The following is a 13,146-nucleotide window of genomic DNA, read 5'->3' on the forward strand; positions in this document are numbered from 1 at the left end:
GATGGCGGTTTCGCTACTGGAAATCCACGCACGGTTTTGCGTCAAGACAACAGCAGCGGGCGCGGCGATCGGGTAAGCTGGCGCTTTCCCTGAACGGACCCGCACCATGTGGAAACGACGCAGCCTGGCAGTGCTCTTGATGTTGCCCTTGCTGGCCCTGGCGGACAGCCGCCCCTTCCCGCCCGACGCCAAGCGCGGCAAGATGACGCCGGCCTGGCATCCGTCGATTGTTATCGACGGCAAGAAACGCACGCTGTCGCCGGCGGCGCGCATTTTCAACCAGGACAATATGATAGAAATGCCGGCCAGCCTGCGCGGCGAGAACTTGCTGGTGAACTACCAGGAAGACAGCGACGGCCAGATCCTCAACGTGTGGATACTGACCAGGGAAGAGGCCAGCCAGCGTCTGCCGGCCGGCCAGACAGGCAGGCGGCTTACAGCAGAATAATGGCGGCGGCCACGCCGATAATCAGGCCGAACTTGGTCAGCTTGTAGGCGGTCTTGTTCCAGGCCTTGTAGCGGCGGCGGTACTGGCCGGCCACATAGGACACCTTGAACAGCTTGCTCACCAGGCCGGTCTGGTCGCCCTGCTCGTTGGGCGAGGCGGCGGCGGTCATCATGGTGCGGCCCAGCCAGCGGTTGATGGCCTGCGCCCAGCGGTAGCGCATGGGGCGCTCGACGTCGCAGAACAGGATGATGCGGTCGCTCTCGCTGCCGTTGATGGCCCAGTGGATATAGGTTTCGTCGAACATCACGCCCTGGCCGTCGCGCCAGCTGTGGCGTTCGCCATCCACGTCGATAAAGCAGCGGTCGTCGTTCGGCGTGGCCAGGCCCAGGTGGTAGCGCAGCGAACCAGCGAAGGGGTCGCGGTGCGGATTGAGCTTGCCGCCCGGCGGCAGCTCGGCGAACATGGCGGCCTTGACGGTGGGGATGCCTTTGAGCAGCGCATAGGTCTGCGGGCACAGCTGTTCAGCGGACGGATGGCTGGCGTCGTACCACTTCAGGTAAAAGCGTTTCCAGCCGTTCTTGAAGAAGGAATTGAAGCCGGCGTCGTTGTTCTGTTCGGCGGCCTTGATCTTTTTCAGCGCCAGCAGGTTTTCCGCTTCGGCACGGATGATCTGCCAGTTCTGCTGCAGCGGCTCGAGTTCCTTGAACTGGTCCAGCGACAGATAGGGCTTGGACGGCACCTTGGAGAACACGTGCATGAACAGGTTGATCGGCGCCATGAACGAGGAATGGTCGAACAGCTGGCGCATGAACGGCAGCCGCACCTTGCCCCGGAAGTGGATGTGGAAAATAGCTAACAAATAAAACGATACCAGTGCCAACTTCATGGCGCCTCCAGCGTACACAATCCACCATGATATCGCCAAACGGCTTTTTCTGCGCGATCTTCGTGGGCCGTAAACTTCCGGCTACAATGCCCGGATGGCAAGAAAAACTCCCACCTTCCCCGGCCCGCAAAGTGCGCGGGCAGCCGTGCTGGCGGTGCTGCTGTCGAATAGCGACCAGACCGGCGCGGAGCCGCTGCAGGGGCGCGTCTCGCTGGCGGCCATCGTCAAGGCCTTGAAACGCAAATATCACTGGCCCATCGAGGCGAGCAGCTTTCCGGCCAACAGCGGCGACGGGCGCGCCACCTGGGCCACGGTGTACAGCCTGCCGCCGGACGTGATCGCCGCCGCGCTGGCCAACGGCGGCGCGGACTGGCTGGCCAGCCGCCGCTCGGCCAGGCGCGCGGGCTGACTACTTCTTCGCCGCCTTGCTGATGGCGCGGCAGCGCGCCGTGGCGCGGTTGGCCGCATCGCAGCGCGGCTTGGCCGCTACGGCGGTCTTGCGCGCCGGCTTGGCGGGCGCCGCCTGCTTGCGCGGCTCGCGCACGGCGCCGGCCTTGGCAGGCTTGCCGGCTGTCTTCTTGGCCTTCTTGACCGCCGCCTGAGGCAAACCGGTGCGCGCACCGGTGCGCGCGGCCGTCTTCAGCTTGGCCGGAGCAGCTTCCGCCGGCTGCAACTGCAGCGCGGCGACGGCACGGCTGGCCGGAGGCGCGGCGGCGACGGTGCCGCTGGCGCTTGTACCAGCCGGAGCGGCGGAATTTGCCGCCAAAGGTGCGGCAGACAGTAGCGCCGAAGGCGCGGCGGCGGTCGCACCGGGCGGTACGGGCGGGACCGGCACCGCATGCTGCGGCTCGGACGGCGCCACCAGCGCCGACTGCACCACCGGCGGCGGCGCTATCTTCTGCACGTCCGGCGCCGGCAGCGCCTTGGCGCTCATGCCTGCCGGAGCGGCCAGCGCCGGCGGCTGGTGGCGCTGTTCCTGCGCCGTGTTGCCGATCCACACAATCGCTCCGATCAGGCCGGCGGCAAGGGTGCCGCCCAGCGCCATGGTTTTCAGCGGCAGCGGCTTCCTGGCGGGCGCATCGGCCTTGAGCGGATCGGGATCGGCGGCGAACGGATCAGGCACAGAAGCATCAGGCGCTGCTCCCGCAGGCGGGGCCATATGCGGTTCGGTATGGGCTTCGCCCACCTCGGGCCAGGCGGTGAAAACGGCCTCGGCCGGGTCCGCGCCGGCAGGCGCTGGGGCGGAGGCGGAGGACAGAGGGTCGTCCCCGAAAGTCGGTTCAACGCGCGGCGTAGTCTGCATCTTCATGGGTCTGGAATTCTGGGATATGCGCAAAAAGCGAACAGGACTCTACCACACCTGCCCGCCCGCCAGACCTCTGCGCCGCAGCAAAAGCCCGTAGTATACTGCGCGCATGACCTTATCTGCCCCACAAATCACCCTCACCCTGGCCGAACTGGCGGCGCGCTGGAACATGAGCACGCGCGAGCTGCTGGAACTGTCCCTGCCCGAGCCGCTGCCGGTGTATTTCTACTTTGACGGCCTGGTGTTCGACTTCGGCGACAAATGGCTGCGCGCCAACGGCGACGTGAAGGACGCGCAAGACCTGGAAGCCCACCAGCAGCACCTGAGCGCGCTCGACATCGACCTGCAGCGCCAGACGCTGCACAAGCAAGGCCTGCTGAAACTGAGCCAATGGGAAGAAGCCATGAGCGACGTTGAGCTGCAGCGCCAGCACGCCGAAGCCGAACGGCTGCGCAAGGAAACCACGCGCCTGAGCACGCTGCTCAAGGAGCGCAGCGAAGAACGCCAGCGCCATGTGCGCAACGGCCTGCTGCGCGCCGCGCCGCGCACGCTGCACGAGCTGGCCCGCAACGGCAGCGCGCGCTTCCCGCAATTCGCCTTCCTGCCCGCCCGCCCGGACCAGCCGTCCGACCGCCTGCTGGTGGCGCTGGAGGACGGCTTCCCCGTCCAGCAGCTGCTGACCGAGGCCGACCTGGTGGTGGCCATGCAGGACGTGACCGCTGCCGAAGCGGCCCGGCCGGGCCTCGCGCCCGCAGCCTAGTCGCTGCCCGCCGCGCGGCGGCGCTGGCCCTCCAGCCACGCGGGCGGCAGCCGGCCCAGCAGCGGATCGTCGCGCCGCAAGCTGGCCCAGCTGGCGCCGCCGTCGCCCGAGTACGACAGCATATACGGCCGCTCTTCGCTCTCCCCGCTCTGCGCGGCGGCAACCCAGATTTCCTTGTCATTCACGGCATAGCTGCTCGTCAAGGGCGCGCCTTGCGCCGGCACCCGCACCTTGCGCCAGCGCCGTCCATCCGCCGAACGCAGCAGCGTCTGCGCGGCCGAACCGGTGATCCACCAGCCGCCCGCTTTGGACGCCGCCAGTTCCACCAGTAAATCCGGATTGCCCAGCCAGGTGCTGTGCGCCACCTTGCACGAGGCCGCGTCGATCAGGCTGGCCGTGTAGCCGGACACCTTGCCGTTCATTCCCAGCTGCGTGGCCAGCCCCACCACCCCGCGCGGCGACGACGCGAACGCCACGCTGGCGTCCTTCATCGCCCGCAGCGCGGACTTGCCGCCGCCGGCGTTGAGCTTGTTCAAAGGCAGCAGGCAGTCGCGGCCGGGCGTGGCGCTGCTGCGGAAACGGTAGCCGCCCGCTTCCGGCGCCACCTGCACGCCATACGGCAAGGCCAGCACGTCGCGCCCGCCCGCCTGCAGCACGCGGCCGCTGAGCGCGTCGATCACCGTGCCGCCCACGTAGATGCGGCCGCCGTCGTCCACCACCAGCGGCGGCCAGATCCGGCCGCCCGGGCGCAATTCCAGCCGCACCGGCTCGTGCGCATGGATCACAATGCCGTGCTCGTCCTCGGTTATGCCCGTGGCGCCGATGCGGTAGTCAAACGGCACGCCGGCCATGGCCGCTGGCGCCAGCACGGCGGCGCCCAGCGCCAAAGCCAATCTCATGCGCGCGCGCGCCGGCGGGCTCGCATCGTGTTGTAGCGTGTCGCACTTGGCCATCATTCCCCTTCCAAAGTTTGTTGCATTCTAATACTGCTTTGCATACCTACAAACTTGTTTTGCTCAGGAAACCCCACGCGCCGCTACGGCCGGCCAAACCGCTCTATACTGCTGCCATGTCAACCCTAGCCCCATTCGCGCCCACCCGCCCCTGGTGGCAGCAGGACAGCCTGCCGCGCCTGATTGCCGATCTGGCCAGAAGCGAACTGGCCGCCATGCGCCTCAGCCATGCCGGCCTGCCGCACGCGCCCTGGTCCGGTGAGCTGCATTTTGAGCGCGACCTGGGCGCCGACTCGCTGGAGCGCTTCCAGCTGGCCACAGCCTTGAGCGCCGCGCTGTGCATGGAGCAAACCGGCCTGGACGAGCAACTGCCGGCGCTGCCGACCCTGGCCGGCTGGTGCAGCATCGCGCAGGCCAGCCTGGCGCTGCAGGACGCGCACATCAGCTTCCGCACCTCGGGCAGCAGTGGTGCGCCCAAGCAATGCCAGCATGCGCTGGCGCAGCTGGAACAGGAAGTGCAGTACTGGTCCGGCGTGCTGGGGCCGGTCAAGCGCATCCTCTACACCGTGCCGGCCCACCATATCTACGGCTTCCTGTTCACCGTGCTGCTGCCGCAGGCGCTGCCCGATGCGCCGCAGCTGGTCGACGCGCGCGCCACCCTGCCGGCGCGCCTGGCCGGGCTGGCCCGGACGGGCGACCTGATCGTCAGCTTCCCGGATTACTGGGCCGGCGTGGCCGCCGCCGGCCAGCCCTTCGCCCACGGCGTGGCCGGCATCACCTCCACCGCGCCCTGCCCCGACCCGGTGGCGCTACAGCTTCAGGCACTGGGCCTGGACCTGCTGCAAATTTACGGCAGCAGCGAAACGGCCGGCATCGGCTGGCGCCGCCAGGCAGGCGAGGCCTACGCGCTGCTGCCCTACTGGGACCGGACGGCGCAGCCGGGCATGCTGCTGCGCGACGGCCGGGAGGTGGCGCTGCAGGACACGCTGGACTGGCGCGGCGAGCGCGCCTTCGTGCCGGCCGGGCGGATCGACCAGGCGGTCCAGGTGGGCGGCGTGAACGTGCACCCGGCCGCCACCGCAGCGGTGCTGGAGCGCCACCCGGGCGTGGCCCAGGCCAGCGTGCGGCTGATGCGCCCGGACGAGGGCCAGCGCCTGAAGGCCTTCATCGTGCCGGCCCCCGCCGGCGCGCAGGAAGCCGCGCTGGCCGCAGAATTGGCGGCCTGGGCGCGCGCCCATTTGACTATGGCCGCGCGCCCGGTATCATTCACCTTCGGCAGCAATTTGCCCAGGACAAAACAAGGCAAGCTGGCGGACTGGATTATCGACGCCGGCAACGAATCAACCCCGGAGCAACCATGACTGAAGCAAACACCCTCACCTTTACGCAAGCCGCCTTGGGCGAGCGCCTGGACCAGCTGGACCAGGCCGCGCTGGACGCGCTGCCGTTCGGCGTGATCGGCTTTGACGAGAGCACCCGCGTGCGCCGCTACAACGCCTTCGAATCGCGCGCTGCCGGCCTGAGCCCCGAACGCGTGCTGGACCAGGAGCTGTTTACCGTCGTGGCGCCGTGCATGAACAATTTTCTGGTGGCGCAGCGCTTCGAGGACGCACAGGACAGCGGCACGGCGCTCGATGCCACCATCGACTATGTGCTGACGCTGCGCATGCGTCCGACCAAGGTGGCGCTGCGGCTGCTGTGCTCGCCCGGCTCGGCCATGCGCTACGTGCTGGTGCAGCGGCTATGAACGCCGTGGCGGACGCGCCCGACGCCGCCGAGCACGAGGCGCTGCTGCAATTTTTGTACATGGCGCCGGTGGGCCTGGTGCAGGCCGGCAGCGACGGCGCCATCCTGATGCTCAATCCGCTCTCGGCCCAGCTGCTGATGCCGCTCAGCGCCGACGGCAATCTGCTCAACCTGTTCGAGGCGCTGGCGCCGGTGGCGCCCGACCTGCGCCAGCGCTGCGCCGGCTACAGCGCGCCCAGCGGCAATGTGTGCGAAGGCATGCGGCTCTACCTGAACGGCGCCAGAGGCGGCCCTCAAGTGCTGTCGCTGACGCTGCTCAAGCTGGACGCGGCGCGCCTGATGGCGGTGCTCAGCGACATCACCGAGCAGGACAAGCGCGAGCGCCAGCTGCGCAACACCGACGCCTGGCTGAACGCCATCATGACCAATATCGCCGACTACGCGCTGGTGAGCCTGGACCAGGACGGCCGGGTGGCCGCCTGGAATGACAGCATAGGCCGGGTCACCGGCTTCGACGAAGCCGGTGTGCGCGGCCAGCCCTTCGGCCTGTTCTACCCGGCCGACGACGCCTCTGCAGCACAGCAGGCGCACCGCCTGCAGCAGGCCAACCTCAACGGCTGGCACCTGGACGAAGGGCTGCGCCGGCGCGCCGACGGCAGCCAGTTCTGGGGCAGCGCCATGCTCTCGCCGCTGCCGGGGCGCAAGCGCGACGACGGCACGCTGGCGCCGGCCGCGCCGGGCGAACCGGCCTACTGCCTGATCCTGCGCGACATCACCGACAAGCGCGCACTGAGCGAAAACCTGCGCAGCGCCACCTATGGCGACCACCTGACCGGGCTGGCCAACCGGCGCGCCTTCTTCGAAGCGGGCGAGCTGGAATTGCTGCGCCGCGCCAAGATGCCGCAGGCGCCGGTTCTGATCCTGATCGACGCCGACCATTTCAAGGCCATCAACGACAGCCACGGCCACCCGGCCGGCGACGCCGTGCTGCGCCACCTGGGCGCCACGCTGAAAAGCATGTTCCGCCAGGTCGACACCGTGGCGCGCATAGGCGGCGAAGAGTTCGCCGCCATCCTGCCGGGCGCCAGCCTGGCCGACGCGGCCATTGTGGCCGAGCGCCTGCGCGAGCGGGTGCAGGCTGGCCCGGCGATGGTCGGCGACACCGCCATCGCCTATACCATCAGCATCGGGGTAGCGGCCATGGACGACCCGGCCTGCACCCTGGCCGGCTTCCTGCAGCGCGCCGACGACGCGCTGTACGCCGCCAAGCGCGGCGGACGCAACCGCGTGGTGTGCTGGCCCGCCGAAGGGGAGTCCCAGGCATGACGAGCGAGAGCGACGACGCCTACGAGGCGCTGATCCAGTTCCTGTACCAGGCTCCGGTCGGGCTGATCCAGCTGCAGCAGGACGGCAGCATTGAAATGCTCAATCCCATGGCCTCGCAATTGCTGATGCCGGTGTCGCCGGACGGCAACCTGGCCAATCTGTTCGACGTGCTGCAGCAGCAGGCGCCGGGCCTGCGCGCGCAGTGCCAGGCCTATCCGTACGCGCACGGCGTGATTGCCGATGGCATGCGCCTGGTGCTGGGTAGCGCGGGCGCCGCGGAGCCGGGCGGGCGCGGCGCGCGGCCCGAAGTGCTGGCACTGGGCGTGCTGAAGGTGGACGCCGGGCGCATGATGGCGGTGCTGGTGGACGCCACCGCCGAAGTCCAGCGCGAACAGCGCACCCTGGCGCGCCGGCTCGACAGCGCGGCGCGCATCGACACGCTGACCAAGCTGCCCAACCGCGCCGCCGTGCGCGAACTGCTGCAGCGCATGGCCGCCCGGCCGCGCGCCGCCAGCGGCGACGAAGGCGCACTGCTGTTTATCAATGTGGACCGCTTCCGGCAGGTCAACCATACCCTGGGCAGCCCGGTGGGCGACCAGGTGATGGTGCTGATGGCCGAACGCCTGCGCGCCAGCGTGCGCTCGGGCGCACGCCCCGGCGGCGACGGCAACGCCCAGGGCCTGGGCGAAGTGGCCGCGCGCGTGGGCGGCGACGAATTCACGCTGGTGCTCGACGGGCTGGCCGGCGCCGGCGTGGCCGAGAGCATCGCCGCCCGGCTGCAACAGACGCTGGGCAAGCCCTACCGCATCGGCCTGCACGACATCAGCCTGCAGTTCAGCATAGGCGTGGTGTACCTGGGCGCGGGCGGCGCGGCCGCCGACGACGTGCTGCGCGACGCCAGCGTGGCCGTGGCGGTGGCCAAGGCGGCCGGCGGCGGCCAGACCGTGCTGTTCCAGCCGGCCATGCGCGAGCAGGCCGCGCGGCGCGGCGGCATCGAAGCGGAGCTGCGCAGCGCACTGGCCCAGGGCCAGCTGTTTACGGTCTACCAGCCGGTGGTCGGGGTGCTGCCGGACGGCGCCATCGACCGCTCGGCCGGGGTGGAAGCGCTGGTGCGCTGGCAGCACCCGGGGCGCGGCGTGGTGGGGCCGATCGAATTCATCGAGATCGCCGAGCAATCCGGCCTGATCGACGCCATCGGCGAGTTCGTGCTGCGCGCCGCCTGCCGCGACTTCGCCGCCTGGCAAAACGAGCTGGGGGCGCGCGCGCCGCGCCTGCTGGCGGTCAACCTGTCGCGCGCGCAGCTGGGCGATGCGTCGCTGTGCGACAAGGTGGCGGCCATCCTGGACGCCAGCGGCATGCAGCCGGCCCAGCTGCAGCTGGAAGTGACGGAAAGCCTGGCCGCGCAAGGGGCCGATATCCAGCAGCAGCTGCAGCGCCTGAAAGCGCTGGGCGTGAAGCTGGCGCTGGACGACTTCGGCACCGGTTTCTCCTCGCTGTCCAGCCTGCACCTGCTGCCGGTCGACACGGTGAAGATCGACCGCTCCTTCGTCAGCCTGTCCGACACCAGCCACCACCATGAAGTGCTGATCGAGGCCACCGTCAAGGTGGCGCGCAGCCTGGGCATGAGCACGGTGGCCGAGGGCATAGAAACCGAAGCCCAGGCCGCCGTGGTGCGGCGCCAGGGCTGCGACAAGGGCCAGGGCTATCTGTACAGCCGCCCGCTGCCCGCCGCCGCGCTGGCCGCGTGGATACAGGCGCGGTAGCGGCCCGCCTTACTCCAGGTTCTCGTGATAGCCGCTGCCGCCGCGCTTCCAGTAGGCGGCGGCGCGGATGGCGTGCTTGCCCAGGCCCTTCACGTTGACCAGCTCGTTGCGCACCGCCACCATGGTGGCCGCTTCGCCCGCGCACCAGGCATAGCCGTCGCCGGCGGGCAAGGTCCAGGCTTGCACGGCCGCCAGCAGCTCCGCGTCGCTGGACACCCAGCGCACATCGGCCGCCGCCTCGCCGGCGAAGGCGCGGCGGTCCGCCGCGTCGCCCACCTTGGCGATCACGGTCACGCGCGCGCCGCGCGGCAGCTCCTCCAGGCGGCGCGACATGGCCGGCAAGCCGGTCTCGTCGCCCACCAGCAGGTGCCATTCGTAGTCCAGCGGAATGATGAGCGAGCCGCGCGGCCCGCCGATAATAACCTGCTGGCCTGGCGCGGCCTGCGCCGCCCATGCCGCGCACGGACCGTCGCCATGCAGCGCGAACTCGATCACCAGCTCGCCCGCCACCGGGTCGAAGCTGCGCGGCGTGTAGTCGCGCTTGGCGGCGTCCGGGCCGTCGCCCAGGATGAATTTAACGTGGTCGTCGAAGGACGCGCTATGGAAATCCTGCAAGGCGGGACCGCCGAAGGTGATGGCGCGGAAATGGCTGCCGATGGCGCGCACGCGCACCACTTCCACCCGGCGTATCTTCAGCTCGTGGCGCACACGCTGCACACGGCTGGCGGGAGAGTCTATACTCATATCTTTCACTTCCAATTGATTGACAATGTCACCCATCATCCCTGAATCGAATGACAATGTCAACCATTGCCGCGAGCAGCGGCAGGACGCGGTATTGGAGCTGGTCCACACCATCATGCACCAGTACAAGACCCGCCAATTCCAGGCGCTGCGCGACGGCCAGCACGAGCTGACCCATATGGAAGCGAAAGTGCTGGGCTATTTCAGCCGCCATCCGGGCGCCACGCAAAGCGATTTATCGAAGCACAGCGGGCGCGACAAGGCGCAGCTGGCGCGCCTGATCACCGCGCTGCGCGAGCGCGGCCTGCTGCACGGCGAAGCCGACGCGGCCGACCGCCGCAACACCCGCCTGTCGCTGACCGACGCCGGCCGCGCCATCCAGGCGGCAGCGCAGCGCGAGGCGGAGATCCTGAACACGCAAGCCGTACACGGCATGAGCGCCGGGCAGCAAACGGCGCTGCTGGAACTGCTGCAGCAAGTGAAGCAGAACCTGGACCAGCCGGACTGACACGGGTAGTTTCGCCGAGCGAAACAATGTATTGATCCCGGCACCCTTTTTGCCGCCCGGCGCGGCAGCTACATTGGCACCATTCAACCACGACTGGAGCCCATCATGCACACCACGTCCACCGCCGCAAATGTCCTGGCGGCCGCAGCACTCTCCCTGGCCGCGGCTATGCCGGCTGCGCAAGCCGCGCCGGTGGCCTACCGCACGGTTGCCGTGGAAGGCGTGCAGATCGCCTACCGCGAAGCCGGCGACGCCAGCAAGCCCGCCATCGTGCTGCTGCACGGCGTGCCCAGCTCGTCCCGCATGTACGACGGATTGCTGCGCAAGCTGGGAGACCGCTACCACCTGATCGCGCCGGACTACCCCGGCTTCGGCAACAGCGAAGCGCCCGACCCGGCCAGCTTCAGCTACACCTTCGACCATCTCGCGGCAGTCATGCAGAAATTCACCGACGCGGTAGGCGTCACGCGCTACGTGCTGCTGATGCAGGACTACGGCGCCCCGGTCGGCATGCGCATGGCCATTGCGCGCCCCGCCGCGATCCAGGGCTTGGTCTTCCAGAACGGGAACGTGTATGAAGAAGGCCTTGGCGCCATGTGGGCCAAGCGCAAGCCCTTCTGGACCGACCGTGCCGCCTATGAGAAGGAGGTGGTGGCGGTGCACCAGTCGGTCGCGGCCACGCGGGCGCGCCACATCGGCGACGATCCTGCCGTGGAAGCATACGACCCTGATTTGTGGATGGACGAATACGCCTACCTGAACCGCCCGGGCCAGGCCAGGATTCAGGCCGACCTGATCTACGACTACCAGACCAATCTGGCCGCCTACCCGGCATGGCAAGCCTGGCTGAAGCAGCGCCAGCTGCCGACGCTGGTGGTATGGGGCAAGCACGATCTGGCCTTCACCGTGCCCGGCGCGCACGCCTTCCGCCGCGACAATCCGGCGGCCGAGGTCCACATCCTGGACGGCGGACACTTCGTGATGGACACCCGGCTCGACGACGTCGCCCGGCTCACCGCTGCCTTCATGGCCAGGGTGAACACCCGCTAAGCGGCAGGCAGCCTACTCCGCAGTGACCGGATCGATGATCTCCCGCACCTGCGAGATGCGGTTGGCGGGAAAGCCCCCGCGCTGGGCGTGTTCCCGCACCAGCTCTTCGCTGGGGGCGTTGTAGATGCAGTAGATTTTGTCGTCGGTGACATAGCTGTGCACCCACTGGATGGCCGGCCCCAGTTCATTGAGGACGCCGCAGGATTTGGCCGAGATTCCCTGCAGTTCCGCGCTGGTGAGCTTGCCCGCGCCGGGAATATCGCGCTCAATGACGTATTTCGGCATGATGTCACTCCTCTTGGTTAGCCTATTTAGGCTAGCCCACGTTTCAAGGATGTCAACCTGCCGCACCGGCACCAAAGGATTTTGGCGTCTCCCTGCCATCGTGAAGCAGAGCTCCTGCAGCCAGCGTCGCACGCCCGCGACGGAGAATGTTCAACGCGGCGTTCACATCGCGGTCATGCATTGACCCGCATTCGCTGCATTGCCACTCCCTTACGCCAAGATCTGCGATACCTTTCGGCCTCGTGTCCGGCAAGCGTCCGCAACACGAGCAGATCTGGGAGGTGAAACGTTCATCGACTTCCTCGAACCAGGCGCCATGCTTAACAGCCTTGTACGCCAGTTGTTGACGGAACGATGACCAGCCCGCATCCAGCACCGACTTCGCCATATGCGTCTTCGCGAGCGCGGCGGCATTGACGTTGCCAACGACGATGTAATCAAAGTCGCGCACAAGAAGGGCAGTAACTTTATGCAAGTAGTCTTTGCGACGATTGGCAACCCGCACATGAATAGCCCGAACCCGCAGCCGCTTGCGGGCACGCTGCGCAATCGCCAGCCGGTCTTCCTCGGCGCGATAGCAGGCCGGTGTTTCAATCCTGATCCCGTTGGACAGGGTTGCCAGCACCTTGAGACCGAGATCAATTCCAATGCCGCGCATAGGCAGCCTGGCCTCCGGCTCGGCTACCTCCACTACAATATTCAAGAACCAGTTGCCACGCCGATCTCGCGAAAAATTTGTACCGTCCAGTACTTTTCCCCTTCTTTGCTGGCGCCGCTCGTCAAATTGATGAGGTCGAATCCAGTTAGCCATCGGCGTCCAAAGCGCAACGCGTCGCGCTGACGGTCGTTGCAATAGTTCCAGACGAAATTAACTGTCTGTGCCTGCCGATCAAGCAAGGCAAGATGGGATTTGACGCGGTATCGGTAGACTAGCTTCATGCATATCAGACACCGGAAGTAGCGAATAGTTCCAGGGCCAAATGAAAAAAGCCAACCCCGAAGAGTTGGCTTTTTTCATTTGTCTGGTGGGCCTCCCGTGAGTCGAACACGGCACCAACGGATTCTGGTTTGTGTGACTTTCGCCACTCCCTGGACTATGCCTTCACCATAGCGTACGCCTTAGGTGGGTGCCGTCTAGTCTCTACACCTTCAACAGCGCTTTCGCACCGAAGCTTGGCTCGGCGTTGCCATCCACATTGCTGTGCTTAGGTTTCGCCGAATTTGACACCATCCCTTACGCAGTTTCCAAACGTAAGGCACAAATTTTATGAGTCCGCTGCTCTAACCAAGCATGAGCTAGAGGCCCTGGGTACTGCAACCGTTGATTAAACGGACACGGGAGCATAGGCGGAACCGACGCTCCCGTCAAGT

14 protein-coding genes and 1 pseudogene are annotated in these 13,146 nt (G+C 67.4%); 9 read left to right on the forward strand and 6 right to left on the reverse strand.

From position 1 onward, the window contains the following. Nucleotides 1-106 precede the first annotated feature (106 nt). A complete protein-coding gene (locus GTP77_RS19900; protein WP_161073894.1) occupies nucleotides 107-448 on the forward strand; it encodes a hypothetical protein in 342 nt (113 codons plus the stop codon). Here GTP77_RS19900 and lpxO read toward each other — a convergent pair. Next, on the reverse strand, nucleotides 435-1,334 hold the full coding sequence (gene lpxO, locus GTP77_RS19905) for a lipid A hydroxylase LpxO (protein ID WP_161073895.1): 900 nt from the start codon (nucleotides 1,332-1,334) through the stop codon (nucleotides 435-437). The two genes, GTP77_RS19900 and lpxO, sit on opposite strands and share 14 nt — an antisense overlap. 94 nt (nucleotides 1,335-1,428) lie before the next feature. Between lpxO and GTP77_RS19910 the strand changes: the two genes are divergently transcribed. Next, complete coding sequence (locus GTP77_RS19910) at nucleotides 1,429-1,743, forward strand: hypothetical protein (RefSeq protein ID WP_161073896.1); 315 nt, start codon at nucleotides 1,429-1,431, stop codon at nucleotides 1,741-1,743. On the opposite strand, the gene GTP77_RS19915 is transcribed toward GTP77_RS19910, so the two are convergent. After that, a complete protein-coding gene (locus tag GTP77_RS19915) occupies nucleotides 1,744-2,643 on the reverse strand; it encodes a hypothetical protein (protein ID WP_161073897.1) in 900 nt (299 codons plus the stop codon). It lies immediately after the preceding gene. 106 nt (nucleotides 2,644-2,749) lie between these two features. Here GTP77_RS19915 and GTP77_RS19920 point away from each other — a divergent pair, with 106 nt between their 5' ends. Further along, the gene (locus tag GTP77_RS19920) at nucleotides 2,750-3,400 is read left to right on the forward strand and encodes a hypothetical protein (protein WP_161073898.1); all 651 of its coding nucleotides are present in this window, start codon (nucleotides 2,750-2,752) and stop codon (nucleotides 3,398-3,400) included. On the opposite strand, the gene GTP77_RS19925 is transcribed toward GTP77_RS19920, so the two are convergent. Then, the gene (locus tag GTP77_RS19925; RefSeq protein ID WP_161073899.1) at nucleotides 3,397-4,299 is read right to left on the reverse strand and encodes a beta propeller repeat protein; all 903 of its coding nucleotides are present in this window, start codon (nucleotides 4,297-4,299) and stop codon (nucleotides 3,397-3,399) included. The genes GTP77_RS19920 and GTP77_RS19925 overlap by 4 nt on opposite strands. A gap of 170 nt (nucleotides 4,300-4,469) precedes the next feature. On the opposite strand from GTP77_RS19925, the gene GTP77_RS31080 reads away from it, so the two are divergent. The 4 genes from GTP77_RS31080 to GTP77_RS19945 are packed head-to-tail and all read left to right on the forward strand — an operon-like array spanning nucleotide 4,470 to nucleotide 9,188. Next, complete coding sequence (locus tag GTP77_RS31080; protein WP_161073900.1) at nucleotides 4,470-5,714, forward strand: AMP-binding enzyme; 1,245 nt, start codon at nucleotides 4,470-4,472, stop codon at nucleotides 5,712-5,714. After that, nucleotides 5,711-6,100 carry a phosphonate transporter gene (locus tag GTP77_RS19935; RefSeq protein WP_161073901.1) on the forward strand — a complete coding sequence of 130 codons (390 nt, stop codon included), beginning with the start codon at nucleotides 5,711-5,713 and terminating at the stop codon, nucleotides 6,098-6,100. The genes GTP77_RS31080 and GTP77_RS19935 overlap by 4 nt, the downstream gene beginning before the upstream one ends. Then, nucleotides 6,097-7,425, forward strand: coding sequence for a sensor domain-containing diguanylate cyclase (locus GTP77_RS19940; RefSeq protein WP_161073902.1), 1,329 nt, complete (start codon nucleotides 6,097-6,099; stop codon nucleotides 7,423-7,425). The genes GTP77_RS19935 and GTP77_RS19940 overlap by 4 nt, the downstream gene beginning before the upstream one ends. Further along, nucleotides 7,422-9,188, forward strand: a complete 1,767-nt coding sequence (locus tag GTP77_RS19945) for a putative bifunctional diguanylate cyclase/phosphodiesterase (protein WP_161073903.1) — start codon at nucleotides 7,422-7,424, stop codon at nucleotides 9,186-9,188. The genes GTP77_RS19940 and GTP77_RS19945 overlap by 4 nt, the downstream gene beginning before the upstream one ends. 9 nt (nucleotides 9,189-9,197) lie before the next feature. Here GTP77_RS19945 and GTP77_RS19950 read toward each other — a convergent pair whose 3' ends face one another. After that, nucleotides 9,198-9,932: a siderophore-interacting protein gene (locus tag GTP77_RS19950; protein WP_161073904.1), complete on the reverse strand. Its 735-nt coding sequence runs from the start codon at nucleotides 9,930-9,932 to the stop codon at nucleotides 9,198-9,200. A gap of 25 nt (nucleotides 9,933-9,957) precedes the next feature. Here GTP77_RS19950 and GTP77_RS19955 point away from each other — a divergent pair, with 25 nt between their 5' ends. Both GTP77_RS19955 and GTP77_RS19960 read left to right on the forward strand, forming a co-directional pair. Continuing rightward, a complete protein-coding gene (locus GTP77_RS19955; protein ID WP_161073905.1) occupies nucleotides 9,958-10,440 on the forward strand; it encodes a MarR family winged helix-turn-helix transcriptional regulator in 483 nt (160 codons plus the stop codon). Nucleotides 10,441-10,545: 105 nt separating this feature from the next. Then, nucleotides 10,546-11,490, forward strand: a complete 945-nt coding sequence (locus GTP77_RS19960) for an alpha/beta fold hydrolase (RefSeq protein ID WP_187358781.1) — start codon at nucleotides 10,546-10,548, stop codon at nucleotides 11,488-11,490. Between the two features lie 12 nt (nucleotides 11,491-11,502). Here the strand turns inward: GTP77_RS19960 and GTP77_RS19965 are convergent, their stop codons facing one another. Both GTP77_RS19965 and GTP77_RS19970 read right to left on the reverse strand, forming a co-directional pair. Beyond that, entirely contained in the window at nucleotides 11,503-11,775 is a 273-nt protein-coding gene (locus GTP77_RS19965) for a DUF4242 domain-containing protein (RefSeq protein WP_161073906.1), read from the reverse strand. Between the two features lie 52 nt (nucleotides 11,776-11,827). Then, a pseudogene (locus GTP77_RS19970) lies at nucleotides 11,828-12,714 on the reverse strand (RNA-guided endonuclease InsQ/TnpB family protein). Nucleotides 12,715-13,146 lie beyond the last annotated feature (432 nt).

The sequence above is a fragment of the Pseudoduganella aquatica genome, assembly GCF_009857595.1.
Lineage (GTDB): Bacteria > Pseudomonadota > Gammaproteobacteria > Burkholderiales > Burkholderiaceae_D > Rugamonas > Rugamonas aquatica_A.